Source organism: Pseudomonas sp. SJZ103 (assembly GCF_007828335.1).
Classification (GTDB): Bacteria; Pseudomonadota; Gammaproteobacteria; order Pseudomonadales; family Pseudomonadaceae; genus Aquipseudomonas.
The window spans coordinates 125,902-145,104 of sequence record NZ_VIUN01000016.1 but is presented as its reverse complement, the minus strand read 5'-3'; the positions used below and the strand labels follow the sequence as shown (position 1 = coordinate 145,104).

Genomic DNA, 19,203 nt, shown 5'->3' with positions numbered 1-19,203 from the left:
GCCATGGTTTCAACAATCAGCTGTCACCGGTAGAGTTTGAAAAGCGTTACGCAATGAGCTTGCAAGGTGTCTACAGAATCCGGGGCGATTCAGTTTGAATGGTCGCTACCTACCAAGGACTGCTTGATCCAACAGGCCTCCTCACAGAAGCTGTGGTTACGCCCGGCGTTCCTGAACTTGGCAAACAATGTCATCGATCTTGCGGTCATCGGCAGAGTAATGTCCCTCGAGTCCTGCGCCGTCGCTGCGACCTATCGAACAGCTGTGCTCCAAGGGGGTAGATCTGCATCGCTGCTTGATCGGATAGAGCCGCTTCGCCGCTTTCATCTGTTTGAATCATTGCCGGAAGATGAGAAAAGCACTGAGTCATTTATGAACCAGCTTATCCGTCCCCCCCGCAGAAGCATTCATCCTTTGAAGCATTTGCTACTGATTGATTGGCTATTTGATGACCTGCGCTCGTTCCTGAAGGCCTACGACGCTGAAGTCGCCAGATTAGTCCAGCGAGTCGCTAGCACTCCATCGCGAAAACCTGATGAGCAAGTCTCGCTTTCAAACGCTGCGGCTCCAACCAAAAACACTCCAAGGCCCAAACGATTAAAAGGCCGGCTTAAAGAGGTTCTGCTCTCAAAACTGGGCAAGGGCATTCCGAAACAGAAGCTTTGTGAAGAGCTTGAGATCTCGATCTCAACGATCAATAGATTGTTGCGTGCCAATCCAGTTACCAATGCACTGGCTATTGAAGCTAGGAACAGCCGGGAGCTAGCGGAGCATAAAGCGCAGTGGCAATACCTACACAATTTGCATCCTGAACTGGGGGTCCAGGCTTTGAGAAATACCATTCCTTCTATCTATGCCTGGCTTTATAGAAACGACAAAGCATGGTTGATGGCCAAAGAGCAAACCTTCGTCAAACCGGCCAAAGTGGAAAAACACCCCATTGACTGGGAGGCTCGGGATTCTCGGCTGCTTAGCATGATACGAATGGCGTACGAGGCGATTACTGGACTGCAGCACGGTCCAGTCACTACGACCGAGCTTTACACCCGGGTTCCCATGCTCTCGTCTTGCTTGGAAAATCGGAACCGATACCCCGCCTCAAGAGCATTCTTGTCCACGGTGCTGCATCGCTCCAAGTCGACGGTCCTTCACGGCCACGTGCTATGCGGTAAGAACAGCGGTTTCGGTAGCCCCTCACGCTAGCTGAAGAAACGAACGAGGTGTAAGGACATGAGTAAGATTTCGATCCTAGGATTGGCCCTTTCGCGCCCGCCAGCATGCTGGAGCTCAACATACCGTGGCTACGAGCTCAGACGGGTACAAGTCTTGATGCAGGCAAGTCACACCTTAGGAAACCGTAAAAGCGCCGATAGGTGGCTCGGTTCACCAGTACCTGCACTCAACCGACGCAGCCCTTGCGAGATGCTGACCAAACCTAGCGGCTATCCCGAGGTTCGAGACGTATTGCTCAGAATTGAATACGGCATTTATATGTGACCTGTTCTGTCTCCCTGGCGGCGCAGCGAGCGAGAGGAAACAGCGGTATTCACCGCCAAGAATTGACCAGTTGATCTTATAGTATGAAGGGGATATCGAAACTCATGACAATAACTTAATTAGAGGTTAGTCCTCGTAGCGAACATTTAGAGAGGAAAACTATTTCCGCCTGTAAATACCCGGCGGCGCATTATTTACTCGTTTGGGTTTAGGTTGATGGCCTTTTCTTTTTGGCCGTTCAAAACTACAGCATGGATAATAAACTGGCCGCCAATCCCACATTCGCAATAAGTCCTTAGCAGGGAACGGACAACACCAAACACCAACACCTTGGTCGTAGTCTTCTTCAACGAAATGCGTTGATTCTTGATGCCCTGAAATATACGTGGACCACAATGACTCAATCGGGCGGATTTCGTCTCCATATGCTTTCACATCACTGACAAAGTCCGCAAACTTTCCATAGGCTTCGACTATAGCCTGGATAATAAAATCAGTGGATTCTCCGTGTGGAAGCCTGTTTACAGACCTCGACGTCTTAACAGTTTCCAGCCGCCATTTAATTATTTCTCCCAACTGCATGTTGGATCCAGAGTTCAAAACTCTACGCTTTAGGTCATCGTTTTTATGGACTTTTTCATCCAAGACCGCGAGAACTGACTCCTCTGAGAGGTGATGGGTGAATGACAGAATATCCGTAAAAATCTGAGCTTTCTTCAGCTCATATGGATCTGTGTTCAGCGTCACAGGGCAGTCTTTAAGATACCGACCCTCGCAGCTGGTCCACATCACTCCCAAATTATGACCTCCATGGCAAAACTGCCTGTCACAGAAGGGGCAGCGCTTAACAAGCTCTACATTGTGTTCAGCGCAGACTTTCAGCTCACAACAGTGAGCACGTCGCCAGAAGGAAAATCCTAAGCGTTCAATATCTTCGGCAACACAAACAGGACAAAACCCTGATGGGGTTCTATTTGAGTCGTAGCACCTCGATTGACCTATGTATTCGTCCCTAGAGTAGGAGATATCTTGAACATTCTTGAAAACCTTCTTTAACGGATAGTTAGTATGCCTATGAAGCATCTTGTTCAAGCCATAGCAGCCAATCCATCCCTGCATTTCGGCGATTAACAAAATATCCGCTCGTAATACGCAGTTTTTGGGAAACCTCCGAAAAACTTCTTCGGAAGAATGTTTTCCTTTAATAAAAAGAGTTCTTTCCACAAAGGAACGCACAGTTTCCTCAGGCTGAATAGCTAAGATCATTTTTTCGATAAAACCTAGAGCTGCGTCGAGAGCAATGAGGCACGCAGGAAAACGTCGCTGGCTGCTCAACCGGGGGGGCAGGAAGGCGCCAGCGACAGACTTTATTTATTTCCGACAGACTTTATTTCGTAGCTTCAGGGCGGGCCTCCAGGGTAGAGCGGATTACTCCACCGTCACCGACTTCGCCAGGTTACGCGGCTGGTCAACGTCGGTGCCTTTGAGCACGGCGACGTAGTACGACAGCAGCTGCAGCGGGATGGTGTAGAGGATCGGCGACAAGGTGTCGTGGATGTGCGGCATGTTGATGACGTGGGTGCCTTCGCCGTTGGTCATGCCGGCTTTTTCGTCGGCGAACACGATCAGTTGGCCGCCACGGGCGCGGACTTCCTGCAGGTTGGACTTGAGCTTCTCCAGCAGTTCGTTGTTCGGCGCTACGGTGACCACCGGCATGTCGTCGTCCACCAGGGCCAACGGGCCGTGTTTGAGCTCACCGGCCGGGTAGGCTTCGGCGTGGATGTACGAAATTTCCTTGAGCTTCAGCGAGCCTTCCATCGCCACCGGGTACTGCGCGCCACGGCCGAGGAACAGGGTGTGGTTCTTGTCGGCGAACAGCTCGGCGACTTTTTCCACGGTGCTGTCCATGGCCAAAGCTTCGCCCAGGCGGGTCGGCAGGCGGCGCAGTTCTTCCACCAGGGTGGCTTCGACGCCGGCAGCCAAGGTGCCGCGAACCTGGCCCAGAGACAGGGTCAGCAGCAACAGGCCGACCAACTGGGTGGTGAACGCTTTGGTGGATGCCACGCCAATTTCGCGACCGGCTTGGGTCAGCAGGGTCAGGTCGGACTCACGCACCAGGGAGCTGATGCTGACGTTGCAGATCGCCAGGCTGGCAAGGAAGCCCAGCTCTTTGGCGTTGCGCAGCGCGGCCAGGGTGTCGGCGGTTTCGCCGGACTGGGAGATGGTCACGAACAGGGTGTCGGCCTGCACCACCACCTTGCGGTAGCGGAACTCACTGGCGACTTCGACCTGGCACGGGATGCCGGCCAGTTCTTCCAGCCAGTAACGGGCAACCATACCGGCATGGTAGCTGGTACCACAGGCCACGATCTGCACATTGCGCACTTTGGCGAACAGCTCCGCAGCCTGTGGGCCGAAGGCGTTGACCAGCACTTGCTTGTCGCCAAGGCGGCCTTCGAGGGTGCGCTGTACCACGGCCGGTTGCTCGTGGATTTCCTTGAGCATGAAGTGGCGGAACTCGCCCTTGTCGGCGGCTTCTGCACCGTCGCGGTACTGCACGGCTTCGCGCTCGACGGAATTGCCATTCACGTCCCAGATGGCCACGCTTTCACGGCGAATGTCGGCAATATCGCCTTCTTCCAGGTACATGAAGCGGTCGGTGACCTGGCGCAGGGCCAGTTGGTCGGAGGCGAGGAAGTTCTCACCCAGGCCCAGGCCGATTACCAGCGGGCTGCCACTGCGGGCGGCAACTACGCGGTCCGGTTGGCTGGCGCTGACCACGGCCAGACCGTAGGCGCCGTGCAGTTCCTTGACCGTGGCCTTGAGGGCGGTGGTCAGGTCACTGTGGTCCTTGAGCTTGTGGTTGAGCAGGTGGGCGATGACTTCGGTGTCGGTGTCCGAGGTGAATACGTAGCCCATGCTCTTGAGCTGTTCGCGCAGCACTTCGTGGTTTTCGATGATGCCGTTGTGCACCACGGCCAAGTCACCGGAGAAGTGCGGGTGGGCGTTACGCTCGCACGGTGCGCCGTGGGTAGCCCAGCGGGTGTGGGCAATCCCCAGGCGACCTACCAGCGGCTCGCCGGCCAATGCCTGCTCCAACTCGCTGACCTTACCTGGGCGGCGCATACGCTCAAGCTTGCCAGCATTGGTGAAAACGGCCACACCTGCGCTGTCGTAGCCGCGGTATTCCAGGCGCTTGAGGCCTTCGAGCAGGATGGCAGTAACGTTACGTTCGGCAACTGCGCCAACAATTCCACACATGGTGCTTCTCCTAGATGATTGCCGCGCATATCAGCGTAATGCCGCGGGCTTGGATCTGGTCGCGGGCCTCAAGCGGCAGGCGATCATCGGTAATAAGGGTATGGACGCTGCTCCAGGGCAGTTCCAGGTTGGGAATCTTGCGGCCGATCTTGTCGGATTCGACCATCACCACCACTTCACGGGCGACCTCGGCCATCACACGGCTCAGGCCCAGTAATTCGTTGAAGGTGGTGGTGCCACGCTGCAGATCGATGCCGTCGGCGCCGATGAACAGTTGATCAAAGTCGTAGGAACGCAACACCTGCTCGGCGACCTGGCCCTGGAACGAGTCCGAATGCGGGTCCCAGGTGCCGCCGGTCATCAACAGCACCGGCTCGTGTTCCAGTTCGCTCAAGGCGCTGGCCACGTGCAGGGAGTTGGTCATGACCACGAGGCCGGGCTGATGGCCCAGTTCCGGGATCATGGCGGCGGTGGTGCTGCCGCTGTCGATGATGATGCGGGCGTGTTCACGCAGACGCGTCACGGCAGCGCGGGCGATCGCACGCTTGTAGGCCGAGATCGGTTGGGCGGGGTCGCCCACCAGTTCCTGAGGCATGGTGATCGCACCACCGTAGCGGCGCAGCAACAGGCCGTTACTTTCTAGGGCGGCCAAGTCCTTGCGGATAGTGACTTCCGAGGTTTCGAAACGCTTGGCCAATTCGTCCACGCTGACTTCGCCCTGTTCGTTGAGCAAGGTCAGGATGTTGTGCCGCCGTTGGGGTGTATTTCGTTTCGACATGGTGATGATAAGTTTCGTTTCGAAAGATAACGAAGGCAATCAAAACCTATTGGCAAGATATCGTCAAGCGTCGGGACCAGATTTTTCGAACAACACACGACAAATGTGGGAAGGGGCGAGCCCCCGATTGCGGTAGATCAGTCGACTAAAACATTGACTGGAAATCCGCCATCGGGGGCGAGCCCCCTCCCACATTTGGATAGCACTGCTGATGAGGCTGTGGATAACTCAGGTCTTTTTGATTTTGACCGGGCGTTTCCAGCCGTCGATATTGCGTTGGCGGGCGCGGGCTACGGCCAGCTGGGACTTATCCACATCCTGGTTGATGGTTGAGCCCGCTGCCGTATTCGAACCATCGCCGATCGTCACAGGTGCAATCAGCGAGTTGTTGGAACCGATGAATACGTCCTCACCAATCGTCGTCTGGTACTTGTTGGCACCGTCGTAGTTGCAGGTGATTGCGCCAGCGCCGATGTTGCTGCGTGCACCAATCACCGCATCACCGAGGTAGGCCAGGTGGCCGGCCTTTGCGTCGTCGCCCATCCGTGCGTTCTTCAATTCGACAAAATTACCGACGTGCGCCCTGGCGCCCATCACGGTGCCCGGACGCAACCGCGCAAACGGTCCGGCATCGCTGCCCTCGCCCATCACGGCACCGTCGATATGGCTGTTGGCCTTGATCACCACGCCCTTGCGCAGGGTGCTGTCCTTGATCACGCAGTTCGGGCCGATGACCACGTCGTCTTCGATGATCACGCGGCCTTCGAGGACCACGTTGATATCGATCAGTACGTCGCGGCCCACGCTGACCTCACCGCGTACATCGAAGCGAGCCGGGTCGCGCAGGGTCACGCCCTGGGCCATCAGGCGGCGGCCTTCACGCAGTTGGTAGTGACGTTCGAGCTCTGCAAGCTGCTTGCGATCATTGGCGCCCTGCACTTCCATTGGGTCGTGAGGCTGTTCGGTGGCGACCAGCAGGCCATCACTCACGGCCATCTCGATCACATCGGTGAGGTAGTACTCGCCCTGGGCGTTGTTGTTGGACAGACGGCTCATCCAGTCGGCGAGCTTATTGGCAGGCACGGCGAGAATACCGGTGTTGCCTTCGGTGATAGCCCGCTGGGCTTCACTGGCGTCCTTGTGCTCGACGATCGCCGCGACCTTGCCGTCGGCACCGCGCACGATGCGCCCGTAACCGGTGGGGTCATCCAGCTCAACGGTGAGCAGGCCCATCTGGCCGGGCACCACATGTTTGAGCAGGCGTTGCAGGGTTTCCACTTCGATCAGCGGCACGTCACCGTAGAGGATCAGCACGGTGTCAGCGGTAATGAACGGCACAGCTTGCGCGGTGGCGTGGCCGGTCCCCAGTTGTTTGTCCTGCAATACGAAATTCAGGTCATCCGCAGCCAGGCGTTCACGCACCACATCGGCGCCATGGCCGATCACTACGTGGATACGTTGTGGGCCCAACTGGCGAGCGCTGTGGATAACATGCCCAAGCATGGAATTACCCGCGACCGGGTGCAGCACCTTGGGCAGGGCCGAACGCATGCGGGTGCCTTGGCCTGCGGCGAGAATGACGATTTCAAGAGACATGAATGGCTACCAATCCTGGGCGGTCCGGCTTCAGACCAGAGATGTGTTTTGCTAAATAAAGAAAAAGGGTAGCCGAGGCTACCCTTTTTAATCAATCGCGCATAAGCATCACGGCGTGGCCGCTTACTTCTTGCGGATCTGCTGGAGCGTGCGCAGCTGAGCTGCAGCCTCGGCCAGACGTACAGCAGCAGCGCTGTAGTCGAAGTCCGCACCCTTTTCGTTCAGGGCCTTCTCGGCAGCCTTGACGGCTTCCTGAGCGGAGGCTTCATCCAGATCGCCAGCACGTTGCACGGTGTCGGCAAGTACCTTGACCATGTTCGGCTGAACCTCGAGGAAACCACCGGAGATGTAAAACACCTCACGTTCCCCGCCTTGCTTGGTCAGAGTGATCGGACCTGGCTTCAAGCTGGTGATCAGCGGTGCGTGGCCCATGGCGATACCAAGATCACCCAGGTCACCGTGCGCTGTCACAAACTCCACCAGACCGGAGAAGATTTCCCCTTCCGCGCTGACGATATCGCAATGGACTGTCATAGCCATCTGATTGCCTCAACCTGATGAGCGCCCGTTTCCGGGCGCTTGGATTACAGTTTCTTGGCTTTCTCGATCGCTTCTTCGATGCCGCCGACCATGTAGAACGCTTGTTCTGGCAGGTGGTCGTAGTCACCGTTGAGGATGCCTTTGAAGCCAGCAATGGTGTCTTTCAGGGAAACGTATTTACCCGAAGCACCGGTGAAGACTTCAGCCACGAAGAACGGCTGCGACAAGAAACGCTGGATCTTACGAGCACGGTTTACCAACTGCTTGTCGGCTTCCGACAGCTCGTCCATACCCAGGATCGCAATGATGTCCTTCAGTTCTTTGTAACGCTGCAGCACGTACTGAACGCCGCGAGCGGTGTCGTAGTGCTCCTGGCCGATCACGTTCGGGTCCAGCTGGCGCGAAGTCGAGTCGAGTGGATCGACCGCTGGGTAGATACCCAGGGAAGCGATGTCACGGGACAGAACGACGGTGGCGTCCAAGTGGGCGAAGGTGGTCGCAGGCGATGGGTCGGTCAAGTCATCCGCAGGTACGTATACCGCTTGGATCGAAGTGATCGAACCTTCCTTGGTCGAAGTGATACGTTCTTGCAGAACGCCCATCTCTTCAGCCAGGGTCGGCTGGTAACCTACTGCGGAAGGCATACGGCCCAGCAGTGCGGATACTTCAGTACCGGCCAGGGTGTAACGGTAGATGTTGTCGACGAACAGCAGAACGTCGTTACCTTCGTCACGGAACTTCTCGGCCATGGTCAGGCCAGTCAGTGCTACGCGCAGACGGTTTCCCGGCGGCTCGTTCATCTGACCGTAAACCAGTGCCACTTTGTCCAGAACGTTGGAGTCCTTCATCTCGTGGTAGAAGTCGTTACCCTCACGAGTACGCTCACCCACACCGGCGAACACGGAATAACCGCTGTGCTCGATGGCGATGTTACGGATCAGTTCCATCATGTTTACGGTCTTGCCTACACCGGCACCACCGAACAGACCGACTTTACCGCCCTTGGCGAACGGGCAAACCAGGTCGATAACCTTGATGCCGGTTTCCAGCAGGTCGTTGCCGCCAGCTTGTTCGGCGAACGAAGGTGCTGGACGGTGAATGCCCCAGCGCTCTTCGGTGTCGATCGGGCCAGCTTCGTCAATCGGGTTGCCCAGTACGTCCATGATCCGGCCCAGGGTCGCTTTACCGACCGGTACGGAGATGGCTGCGCCAGAGTCGATTACGTCCAGACCGCGCTTCAAGCCTTCGGTGGAACCCATCGCAATGGTACGAACTACGCCGTCGCCCAGCTGCTGCTGAACTTCCAGAGTAGTTTCCGCGCCTTGTACTTTCAGCGCGTTGTAGATGCTCGGTACGCTGTCGCGTGGAAATTCCACGTCGATAACGGCGCCGATGATTTGAACGATACGTCCGCTACTCATAGCTGGATCCTCTGAATATTTGAACCGTTAAACCGCGGCAGCGCCGCCGACGATTTCCGAGATCTCTTGGGTGATCGCAGCCTGACGCGCCTTGTTGTAGATCAGCTGCAAATCGCTGATCAGATCACCGGCGTTATCGGTAGCGTTTTTCATCGCGATCATCCGCGCCGCTTGTTCAGCTGCGTTGTTCTCGACCACCGCCTGGTACACCTGCGACTCCACGTAGCGCACCATCAAGCCGTCAAGCAGCTCTTTGGCGTCTGGTTCGTAGAGGTAGTCCCAGTGGTGCTTGAGTTCCTGATCCGGAGTCGCCACCAGTGGAATCAATTGCTCCACGGTTGGCTGCTGGGTCATGGTGTTGATGAACTTGTTGGATACCACGGAGAGGCGGTCAATCCGGCCTTCCAGGTACGCATCCAGCATCACCTTCACACTGCCGATCAAATCATTGATCGACGGCTCTTCACCCAGGTGGCTGATAGCTGCAACGACGTTACCGCCGAAGTTGCGGAAAAAGGCCGCACCCTTGCTACCAACAACACACAGATCGATCTCGACGCCGTTTTCGCGGTTTACCGCCATGTCCTTGACCAGGGCCTTGAACAGGTTGGTATTCAAACCACCGCACAAACCACGGTCACTGCTCACTACCACATAACCCACACGCTTGACGGCGCGTTCGATCATGAATGGGTGGCGGTATTCCGGGTTGGCGTTGGCCAGATGCCCAATTACCTGGCGGATACGCTCCGCATAAGGACGGCTAGCAGCCATGCGCATTTGTGCCTTGCGCATTTTGCTGACCGCCACTTTTTCCATGGCGCTGGTAATTTTTTGCGTGCTTTTGATGCTCGCAATCTTACTGCGAATCTCTTTTGCGCCTGCCATGTAACACCTATCAGGTTAGCAAGCGGGAGCCTTGCGGCTCCCGCTGCGGCTTACCAGGTTTGGGTGGCCTTGAACTTCTCGATACCGGCTTTCATGCCAGCGTCGATATCGTCATTGAAGTCACCCTTCACGTTGATCTTCGCCATCAATTCGGCGTGATCGCGGTTGAAGTAAGCAATCAGCGCTTGTTCAAAGCTGCCGACCTTGGCGATTTCAACGTCGGTCAGGAACCCACGCTCAGCGGCATACAGCGACAACGCCATGTCAGCGATCGACATTGGGGCGTATTGCTTCTGCTTCATCAGCTCGGTAACGCGCTGACCATGCTCAAGTTGCTTACGGGTCGCTTCGTCCAGGTCAGAAGCGAACTGGGCGAATGCCGCCAGTTCACGGTACTGAGCCAGAGCGGTACGGATACCACCGGAGAGCTTCTTGATGATCTTGGTCTGAGCGGCACCACCCACACGGGATACCGAAACACCGGCGTTCACTGCAGGGCGGATGCCCGAGTTGAACATGGCCGATTCCAGGAAGATCTGACCGTCGGTGATGGAAATCACGTTGGTCGGAACGAACGCGGAAACGTCGCCAGCCTGGGTTTCGATGATCGGCAGCGCGGTCAGGGAACCGGTTTTGCCGGTCACTGCGCCGTTGGTGAACTTCTCTACGTACTCTTCCGAAACGCGGGATGCGCGCTCCAGCAGACGGGAGTGGAGATAGAACACGTCGCCTGGGTAAGCTTCACGGCCTGGTGGACGGCGCAGCAGCAGGGAAATCTGGCGGTAAGCCACTGCTTGCTTGGACAGATCGTCATAAACGATCAGCGCGTCTTCACCGCGGTCGCGGAAGAATTCACCCATGGTGCAACCGGAGTACGGTGCCAGGAATTGCAGCGCAGGAGATTCCGAAGCACTGGCAGCCACGATGATCGTGTTGGCCAGGGCGCCGTTTTCTTCCAGCTTGCGAACCACGTTGGCGATGGTCGATTGCTTCTGACCGATCGCTACGTAGACGCAGAAAATGCCGCTGTTCTTCTGGTTGATGATCGCGTCGATCGCCAGAGCGGTTTTACCGATCTGACGGTCACCGATGATCAGCTCACGCTGGCCACGGCCGACAGGGATCATGGCATCGACAGCCTTGTAGCCAGTCTGTACAGGCTGGTCTACCGACTTACGCCAGATCACGCCTGGAGCAACTTTCTCGACCGCGTCGGTCTCGGTGTTGCCCAGTGGACCTTTACCGTCAACAGGGTTACCCAGTGCGTCGACTACGCGACCCAGCAGTTCCTTACCAACCGGAACCTCCAGGATGCGGCCTGTGCACTTGGCGCTCATGCCTTCAGCCAGACTGGTGTACGCGCCCAATACAACGGCACCTACGGAGTCTTGCTCCAGGTTGAGGGCCATACCGAAGACGCCGCCCGGAAACTCGATCATCTCGCCGTACATAACGTCGGCCAGACCGTGAATCCGCACGATGCCGTCAGATACGCTGACGACAGTGCCTTCGTTACGGGCTTGGGAGGTCACATCGAGCTTGTCGATGCGGCCCTTGATAATTTCACTTATTTCGGAAGGATTGAGTTGCTGCATTGCTCTGCTGCCCCTTCAAACTCAAGATTTCAATGCTTCGGCAAGATTCGCGAGTTTGCCGCGAATCGAGCCATCGATAACCAGGTCGCCGGCGCGAATGACAACACCCCCAATGAGGGATGGGTCTTCCGCAACTTGCAGGCGCACTTCCCGGTCGAGTCGTGCACTGAGAACCTTGGCGAGTTTGTCTTGCTGTTCTTGGTTCAATGCAAAAGCACTGGTCACTTCAACGTCTACCGATTTCTCTTGCTCGGCCTTGTACAGGTCGAACAGAGCGGCAATCTCCGGCAAAAGCAGGAGACGGTCGTTTTCGGCGATGACGTTGATGAAGTTCTGCACTTTCACATCAAACTTGTCGCCGCACACTTCAATAAAAGTGGCGGCCTTGTCTGCGCTCGTCAGTCGCGGGGCCTTGAGCACGCGCTGCATGGTGTCGTCTTGCGACACTGCTGCAGCCAGGCCGAGCATGGCTGACCAAGAGGCCAGCTGCTGGTGGGCCTGGGCGTGCTCGAAGGCTGCCTTAGCGTAAGGTCGGGCCAACGTGGTCAATTCTGCCATGATCGCCCTCGCTTAAATTTCAGCAGCCAGTTTGTTAACCAGCTCCGCGTGCGCGTTTTGATCAATTGTGGCACCCAGGATCTTCTCAGCACCGCCGACGGCCAGAGCACCCAATTGGGCACGCAGCGCATCTTTGACACCGTTCAGTTCCTGCTCGATCTCGGCTTGAGCCTGAACCTTCACACGGTCAGCGTCGATACGGGCTTTTTCAACAGCCTCTTCAACGATCTGGTTACCGCGTTTCTTGGCTTGCTCAATGATTTCGGCTGCTTGAGCTTTCGCTTCGCGCAGTTGCTGACCCGCTTTATCTTGGGCCAACTCCAGGTCGCGAGCTGCTCGTGCGGCAGCGTCCAGTCCATCCGCGATCTTCTTTTGACGTTCGTGCAAAGCCGCGATGACCGGAGGCCATACGAACTTCATGCAGAAAACGACAAAAATCAAGAACGCTAAGGACTGACCAATAATGGTTGCATTAATGTTCACGCCAATACCTCGCTCATTCGTTGCACAACACACCAATCACTCGAGAAACGAGTGATTAACCGGCGAGTTGACCAACGAAGGGGTTCGCGAAGGTGAAGAACAGAGCGATACCAACGCCGATCATGGTCACGGCGTCGAGCAGGCCGGCAACGATGAACATTTTAACTTGCAGCATTGGAACCATTTCTGGCTGACGCGCTGCGCCTTCCAGGAACTTGCCGCCCAGCAGGCCGAAACCAATGGCAGTACCCAGGGCGCCCAGGCCGATCAACAGTGCAACAGCGATAGCGGTTAGACCAACTACAGTTTCCATCTTTCCTCCCGACTTTTACGTCGTATGGTTTAGGTTTTTTAGATTTTAAAGCGGTAAAACAAATCGTTTCATAGCCCTGGTGGGCCACCTTCCCGTTTCACCGGGAAGGACATCAGACTAGTCGAGACTGGTCTTAATGGTTCTCTTCGTGCGCCATCGACAGGTAGACGATAGTCAGCATCATGAAGATGAAGGCCTGCAGGGTGATGATCAGGATGTGGAACACAGCCCACGCCCACTGCAGAACAATGCCCAGACCGCTAAGCCAGAGCAGGCCGCTGCCGAACATCACAGCGATCAGAATGAACACCAGCTCGCCGGCATACATGTTGCCGAACAGTCGCAGGGCCAGGGAGATCGGCTTGGCGATCAGGGTGACGAATTCCAGCAGGAAGTTCACCGGGATCAGCAGGGCTTGAACGAAGATGTTCTTGCTGCCGAACGGGTGCAGGGTCAGTTCGCCGATGAAGCCGCCGATGCCCTTGATCTTGATGCTGTAGAAAATGATCAACGCAAATACCGACAGGGCCATGCCCAGGGTAGCGTTCGGGTCAGTGGTCGATACGGCACGGAATGGAATGTGCGGATCGCCGGAAATCGCCATGGCCAGCTGAGGAATCCAGTCAACCGGGATCAGGTCGACGGCGTTCATCAGGAACACCCAGACGAAGATGGTGAGTGCCAGCGGTGCAATCACCGGGCTACGGCCATGGAAGCTGTCTTTCACGCTGCCATCGACGAATTCGACCAATACTTCAACGAAGTTCTGCAAAGCACCTGGCTGACCGGAAGTTGCCTTCTTTGCCGCCATGCGGAAAATCAGGACGAAGATCAGACCCAAAGCGACCGACCAGCCCAGAGTATCCAGGTGGAAAGCCCAGAAGCCCATTTCTTTGGCCTCTGCTGCGGAGTGGGCAAAGCCCCAGCCGCCGTTGGGAAGCTGACCGAAGGTCAGGTTCTGCAAGTGGTGCTGGATATAGCCCGAAGCGGTTGTTTCTGCCATGGTTGCCTCAAACGCCCTAAGGTTTCGAAAGTCTTGTTTTCATTAGCAGGGGAGCGAACCAGCTGACCAGTTGGGTCAACACGAAGACGCCGAATACAGCCAGCGGCGCCAATGGCTTCACACCTGCAAAGGTCAGTGCAAACAGCACTGCCGTCAAAATCAGTTTCCCCGCCTCGCCGGCATAAAAAGACCGGACGATAGCCTGGGCTGCTCGGGCGCCGGAAAACCGAAAGGCCCTGTGAGCAAAATACATATTGGGCAGCAAGGCTATCAGGCCTCCGCAAAGTCCTGAATATCCGGCTACGACTCCATGCCAGTACCAAAGCGCCAATGCGGCGATCAGCAAAATGACAAATTGAGCCAATAAAACCGGAAAAACAGCCAAGCGATGGAAGGGCGACGTGTTTGGCGTGCGGGTTTCCATCACTCTTGCTCCTCAATAGTCGGCTGCCGGAAATCAATAACTTGGCATAATTTGTGCCGACAAAATGCGCGCAGAGTATAGGGGCGGTTCTGCCCCTATTCAACTGCCGGGTAGTGATTTCCGATCACGCGCTACATAAGCAAATGTTTCAGCGGATGTGGGCAAGGACGCCCTGAAGCTCATCAAGGGAGTTATATCCGATGACCAATTGTCCTTTGCCTTTCTTGCCGTGGCGAATTTGTACCGCAGAGCCCAGGCGCTCGGCCAGGCGCTGCTCCAGGCGCGCAATATCCGGATCAGGTTTGGCCGCTTCGACCGGTGCAGGTTTGCCGCTGAGCCACTGGCGAACCAGGGCCTCGGTCTGACGAACGGTGAGCCCTCGTGCGACAACGTGTCGCGCCCCTTCAACCTGTTGATTTTCCGGTAAACCGAGCAAAGCACGGGCGTGCCCCATCTCGAGGTCGCCATGGGACAACATGGTCTTGATGACCTCCGGCAGCGCGATCAGGCGCAGCAAGTTGGACACGGTGACACGGGATTTACCCACGGCCTCGGCGACCTGTTGCTGGGTCAGCTGGAACTCCTGCTGCAAACGCTGCAGGGCGATCGCTTCTTCGATCGGGTTGAGGTCTTCACGCTGGATGTTCTCGATCAACGCCATGGCGATGGCGGTTTCATCCGTTACATCGCGCACCATCGCCGGGATGGTGTCCTTGCCGGCCTGCTGGCTGGCGCGCCAGCGGCGTTCACCGGCGATGATTTCAAAGCGGCCGCCGCCGATCGGGCGAACCACAATCGGCTGCATCACGCCCTGAGCCTTGATCGAATTGGCCAGCTCCTCCAGCGCCTGGGGATCCATGTCCCGGCGTGGCTGATATTTGCCGCGCTGGATCAGGTCCAGGGGCAGGTGCTGCAGCTCACGTTCGTCAGCCTGCACCGCCTGTTCTTCAAGCGATGTGACGGTCGGACCACTCAACAGTGCATCCAGTCCACGTCCGAGACCTCGTTTCTTGACGGCCATGGGGATTCCTTAAGTTGGCTGGGCTGCAGCGGTGCGTGAGTTGCGGCGTTGACGACGAACCATCTCGCCGGCCAATGCCAGGTAGGCAATGGCACCACGCGAAGTCTTGTCGTACGCCAACGCCGGCATGCCATAGCTCGGCGCTTCGGCCAAGCGGATGTTACGTGGGATCACGGTGTCGTACAGCTGCTCGCCAAAGTGTTCCTTGAGCTGGGCCGACACATCGTTCATCAGGCTCAGCCGCGGGTCGAACATGGTGCGCAGCAGGCCTTCGATCTGCAGGTTCGGGTTGAGCAACTCGGCGATACGCTTGATGTTATCCACAAGGTCGCTCAACCCTTCCAGCGCGTAGTACTCACACTGCATGGGAATGATCACCCCATCGGCCGCCACCAGTGCGTTAAGTGTGAGCATCGACAGCGACGGTGGGCAGTCGATCAAAATGTAGTCGTAGTTCTCGCGGATCGGTGCCAAAGCGCTGCGCAGACGGCTCTCCTTCATCTGCATTTCCAGCAGCACCACTTCCGCCGCTGTCAAATCGCGGTTGGCCGGCAGCAGTTGATAACCGCCATGCTCGGAGTAGTGCATGGCCTGGGCCAGGTCGCACTCGCCAATCAGCAAGTCGTAGACCGAGTTTTCCAAGCCGTGTTTATCCACACCGCTACCCATGGTGGCGTTGCCCTGTGGATCGAGATCGATCAACAGCACCCGGCGCTTGGTGGCGACCAGAGATGCTGCGAGGTTGATGCAGGTGGTGGTTTTGCCCACGCCACCTTTCTGGTTCGCTATCGCGAATACCTTAGCCATTCTTGCTTGTGTTCCCAATCATGCCGTGCGGCGCAGTATCAGCAGATGGCGTTGGCCTTGGCAACCGGGTACGGCCAAGGCGTGTTCGCTATCGAGGTGGAAGTCTGCCGGCAATGCTAACAGCTCATCGCTTGGATGGACGCCCTTCATTGCCAGCCAGCGGGTGTCACGGTCGCCCAGGTGACGGGTCCAGTTGCTGAAGTTCTCCATGCTGCTGAACGCCCGGGAAACAATTCCGTTGAAGGGCAGTTCAGGCGTGAAGGCTTCGACGCGACTGTGGATAACTTGCAGGTTATCCAGCTTGAGCTCGAGTTTGACCTGGGTCAGGAAACGAGTTTTCTTGCCGTTGCTGTCCAGGCAGGTCACCTGCGACTCGGGAAACAGGATAGCCAGTGGAATGCCAGGCATACCGCCACCACTGCCCACGTCAAGCCAACGACCGTTTTCGATAAATGGCATCACGCTCAGGCTGTCGAGCAAGTGACGGGAAACCATTTCGTCGGGATCACGCACGGCCGTCAGGTTGTAAGCCTTGTTCCACTTGATCAACAGGGCCAGGTAACCCAACAGCAAATCGTGCTGGGCTTCGGTCAAGTCCACGCCCAACTGGCGCGCACCTGTGGATAACTCTTCGGCGTGTTGCGAGGTGACCAACGAACTCAAGCGCTTTGCTCCAACTGACGGCCCGCGCCGCGTTTTTTCAAGTGAATCATCAATAGCGAAATGGCTGCCGGGGTGACGCCGGGGATACGTGAAGCCTGGCCGAGCGTTTCGGGGCGAGTTATCCCCAGCTTGCTTTGGATTTCTTTCGACAATCCGGAAATGCCGGTGTAGTCGATATCCACAGGCAGCTTAGTGTCTTCACTGGCGCGCAGACGAGCGATCTCGTCCTGCTGGCGGTCAATGTAACCGGCATACTTGGTTTTGATTTCGACCTGCTCGGCAACCTGTGGATCATCTGCGCCGCCGCCGGTCACTTCGACCAGACCCGCGTAATCGATCTCCGGGCGGGACAGCAGGTTCAGCAGGTTGTACTCGTGGGTCAGCGGCGTGCCGAATTTTTCCGCAATCGCGTCGCCCTGCTGGGTGCCCGGGCGAACCCAAGTACTTTTCAGGCGTTGCTCTTCGAGCTCGATGCTTTCGCGTTTTTTGCAGAAGGCGGCCCAACGGGCATCGTCGACCAGGCCCAGTTCACGACCTTTTTCGGTCAGGCGCAGGTCGGCGTTGTCTTCGCGCAGGATCAGGCGATATTCCGCTCGGGAAGTAAACATCCGATACGGTTCCTGGGTTCCCAGGGTAATCAGGTCATCGACCAACACGCCGATATACGCTTCATCGCGACGCGGGCACCAGCTGTCTTTGCCCTGTGCACGCAATGCGGCGTTGGTCCCGGCCAGCAAACCTTGGGCGCCGGCTTCTTCGTAACCGGTGGTGCCGTTGATTTGGCCAGCGAAGAACAGACCGCCGATCACTTTGGTTTCAAGGCTGTACTTCAGGTCACGCGGGTCGAAGTAGTCGTATTCGATGGCGTAGCCCGGTCGCACGATGTGTGCGTTTTCCATGCCGCGAATCGATTGCACGATCTGGATTTGCACATCGAACGGCAGGGAAGTGGAAATCCCGTTTGGGTACAACTCGTGGGTGGTCAGCCCTTCAGGCTCGATGAAGACCTGGTGGCTTTCCTTGTCGGCAAAGCGGTGGATCTTGTCTTCGATCGACGGGCAGTAACGCGGGCCAATCCCTTCGATCACCCCGGAGTACATCGGCGAACGGTCGAGGTTCGCGGCAATGATTTCGTGAGTTCGGGCGTTGGTGTGGGTAATCCAGCAGCTCACCTGTTTGGGGTGTTGCTCTTTGGAACCCATGAACGACATCACCGGAATCGGTGTGTCGCCGGCTTGTTCGGTCATCACCGAAAAATCCACGGAACGTCCGTCAATACGCGGCGGGGTCCCGGTTTTCAGCCGACCGACGCGCAGCGGCAATTCGCGCAGGCGTTTTGCCAGGGCAATCGACGGCGGATCACCGGCGCGGCCACCCGAATAGTTCTGCATACCGATGTGGATAAGTCCGCCGAGGAACGTACCGGTGGTCAACACCACGGATTCTGCGAAGAAACGCAGGCCCATTTGGGTGACAACACCGCGAACCACGTCCTGTTCGACGATCAAGTCATCGGCGGCTTGCTGAAATATCCACAGGTTGGGCTGGTTTTCCAGGGTTTCGCGCACCGCGGCCTTGTACAGGATGCGGTCTGCCTGGGCTCGAGTGGCACGCACGGCCGGGCCTTTGCGGCTGTTGAGCACACGAAATTGAATACCACCCTTGTCGGTGGCCTCGGCCATCACGCCACCAAGGGCATCGATTTCCTTGACCAGATGGCTTTTGCCGATCCCACCAATGGCAGGGTTGCAACTCATGGCACCGAGGGTTTCCACGTTATGCGTCAACAACAGGGTTTTTACGCCCATGCGTGCTGACGCCAGTGCTGCCTCGGTACCGGCATGACCGCCGCCGATGACGATCACTTCAAAACGGGAAGGGAAATCCACCACGCACCTCGTGCCTGCTTATGTAGGTAATCAGGAGTTGTTTGTTGAAAGGGTTTTGGAGCTTTGGCGGCAAGTATAGGGACTTCGCCCTTCCTAAAGAACCCTTTGCACAAAATTTAACCAGCTGTGGATGAATCACAGACAATAGAAATTAAAAGAGAGAAAGTTATTAAATCTTTGTTTTTATGTTTATTTCTACTGAGCACGTTTTCTGTGGATAGATCTCTACAGGCCTTTATTTACAATGTGTACAGCGATTCAAAAGTCTGTGGTCATGTGCCAATGAGGCCCTTGGATAAGTGCTTTAAGCCTGTGGATTAAACAGGCTGTTATCCACAGAGGGTTTTTTACTCAGGTTTCAAGCCCTCTTATCAACTGGGCACAGGGGCGGTTATTCACAGGGCTTAATCCACAGAACTCCGTGCAATGGTGTGAATTTCGCCCACGATGAAGCCCACCGAATCTT

Annotated in this window: 19 protein-coding genes; 2 read left to right on the top strand and 17 right to left on the bottom strand. The window is 56.6% G+C overall.

Features of this window, described 5'->3' with window-relative positions; all coding sequences use genetic code 11:
• Positions 1-66 precede the first annotated feature (66 nt).
• On the top strand, positions 67-1,203 hold the full coding sequence (locus tag FBY10_RS26930; RefSeq protein WP_256663593.1) for a TnsD family Tn7-like transposition protein: 1,137 nt from the start codon (positions 67-69) through the stop codon (positions 1,201-1,203).
• A gap of 27 nt (positions 1,204-1,230) precedes the next feature.
• Entirely contained in the window at positions 1,231-1,497 is a 267-nt protein-coding gene (locus tag FBY10_RS32065) for an antitoxin Xre/MbcA/ParS toxin-binding domain-containing protein (RefSeq protein WP_145338382.1), read from the top strand.
• A gap of 159 nt (positions 1,498-1,656) precedes the next feature.
• On the opposite strand, the gene FBY10_RS26920 is transcribed toward FBY10_RS32065, so the two are convergent.
• The 17 genes from FBY10_RS26920 to mnmG all read right to left on the bottom strand — a co-directional run bounded on the left by FBY10_RS26920 (position 1,657) and on the right by mnmG (position 18,737).
• Positions 1,657-2,763: a TniQ family protein gene (locus FBY10_RS26920; RefSeq protein WP_145338381.1), complete on the bottom strand. Its 1,107-nt coding sequence runs from the start codon at positions 2,761-2,763 to the stop codon at positions 1,657-1,659.
• A 162-nt stretch (positions 2,764-2,925) separates the two neighbouring features.
• A complete protein-coding gene (gene glmS / locus FBY10_RS26915) occupies positions 2,926-4,758 on the bottom strand; it encodes a glutamine--fructose-6-phosphate transaminase (isomerizing) (protein WP_145338380.1) in 1,833 nt (610 codons plus the stop codon).
• Between the two features lie 10 nt (positions 4,759-4,768).
• Complete coding sequence (locus FBY10_RS26910) at positions 4,769-5,536, bottom strand: DeoR/GlpR family DNA-binding transcription regulator (protein ID WP_131699636.1); 768 nt, start codon at positions 5,534-5,536, stop codon at positions 4,769-4,771.
• 228 nt (positions 5,537-5,764) lie between these two features.
• Positions 5,765-7,132, bottom strand: a complete 1,368-nt coding sequence (gene glmU, locus FBY10_RS26905; RefSeq protein WP_145338379.1) for a bifunctional UDP-N-acetylglucosamine diphosphorylase/glucosamine-1-phosphate N-acetyltransferase GlmU — start codon at positions 7,130-7,132, stop codon at positions 5,765-5,767.
• 123 nt (positions 7,133-7,255) lie between these two features.
• Positions 7,256-7,672, bottom strand: a complete 417-nt coding sequence (locus tag FBY10_RS26900) for a F0F1 ATP synthase subunit epsilon (RefSeq protein ID WP_003195825.1) — start codon at positions 7,670-7,672, stop codon at positions 7,256-7,258.
• A 44-nt stretch (positions 7,673-7,716) separates the two neighbouring features.
• A complete protein-coding gene (gene atpD, locus FBY10_RS26895) occupies positions 7,717-9,093 on the bottom strand; it encodes a F0F1 ATP synthase subunit beta (RefSeq protein ID WP_003177062.1) in 1,377 nt (458 codons plus the stop codon).
• 27 nt (positions 9,094-9,120) lie between these two features.
• Positions 9,121-9,981 carry a F0F1 ATP synthase subunit gamma gene (atpG, locus tag FBY10_RS26890; RefSeq protein WP_003195829.1) on the bottom strand — a complete coding sequence of 287 codons (861 nt, stop codon included), beginning with the start codon at positions 9,979-9,981 and terminating at the stop codon, positions 9,121-9,123.
• A gap of 50 nt (positions 9,982-10,031) precedes the next feature.
• Positions 10,032-11,576, bottom strand: coding sequence for a F0F1 ATP synthase subunit alpha (gene atpA / locus FBY10_RS26885; RefSeq protein WP_053127456.1), 1,545 nt, complete (start codon positions 11,574-11,576; stop codon positions 10,032-10,034).
• Between the two features lie 21 nt (positions 11,577-11,597).
• Positions 11,598-12,134, bottom strand: a complete 537-nt coding sequence (locus tag FBY10_RS26880; RefSeq protein WP_053127454.1) for a F0F1 ATP synthase subunit delta — start codon at positions 12,132-12,134, stop codon at positions 11,598-11,600.
• Between the two features lie 12 nt (positions 12,135-12,146).
• Complete coding sequence (locus tag FBY10_RS26875; RefSeq protein ID WP_008439543.1) at positions 12,147-12,617, bottom strand: F0F1 ATP synthase subunit B; 471 nt, start codon at positions 12,615-12,617, stop codon at positions 12,147-12,149.
• Positions 12,618-12,672: 55 nt separating this feature from the next.
• Positions 12,673-12,930 (bottom strand): F0F1 ATP synthase subunit C, encoded by a 258-nt coding sequence (gene atpE / locus FBY10_RS26870; protein WP_002555987.1) that lies wholly within the window; start codon positions 12,928-12,930, stop codon positions 12,673-12,675.
• A 133-nt stretch (positions 12,931-13,063) separates the two neighbouring features.
• Positions 13,064-13,933 carry a F0F1 ATP synthase subunit A gene (atpB, locus tag FBY10_RS26865; protein WP_017736231.1) on the bottom strand — a complete coding sequence of 290 codons (870 nt, stop codon included), beginning with the start codon at positions 13,931-13,933 and terminating at the stop codon, positions 13,064-13,066.
• A 16-nt stretch (positions 13,934-13,949) separates the two neighbouring features.
• On the bottom strand, positions 13,950-14,357 hold the full coding sequence (locus tag FBY10_RS26860; RefSeq protein ID WP_131699634.1) for a F0F1 ATP synthase subunit I: 408 nt from the start codon (positions 14,355-14,357) through the stop codon (positions 13,950-13,952).
• Between the two features lie 148 nt (positions 14,358-14,505).
• Complete coding sequence (locus tag FBY10_RS26855) at positions 14,506-15,378, bottom strand: ParB/RepB/Spo0J family partition protein (protein WP_131699633.1); 873 nt, start codon at positions 15,376-15,378, stop codon at positions 14,506-14,508.
• A 9-nt stretch (positions 15,379-15,387) separates the two neighbouring features.
• Positions 15,388-16,185: a ParA family protein gene (locus tag FBY10_RS26850; RefSeq protein ID WP_015886651.1), complete on the bottom strand. Its 798-nt coding sequence runs from the start codon at positions 16,183-16,185 to the stop codon at positions 15,388-15,390.
• Positions 16,186-16,203: 18 nt separating this feature from the next.
• Positions 16,204-16,848: a 16S rRNA (guanine(527)-N(7))-methyltransferase RsmG gene (gene rsmG, locus FBY10_RS26845; protein ID WP_065926803.1), complete on the bottom strand. Its 645-nt coding sequence runs from the start codon at positions 16,846-16,848 to the stop codon at positions 16,204-16,206.
• Positions 16,845-18,737 (bottom strand): tRNA uridine-5-carboxymethylaminomethyl(34) synthesis enzyme MnmG, encoded by a 1,893-nt coding sequence (mnmG, locus tag FBY10_RS26840; RefSeq protein WP_131699632.1) that lies wholly within the window; start codon positions 18,735-18,737, stop codon positions 16,845-16,847. The genes rsmG and mnmG overlap by 4 nt, the downstream gene beginning before the upstream one ends.
• Positions 18,738-19,203: the final 466 nt, after the last annotated feature.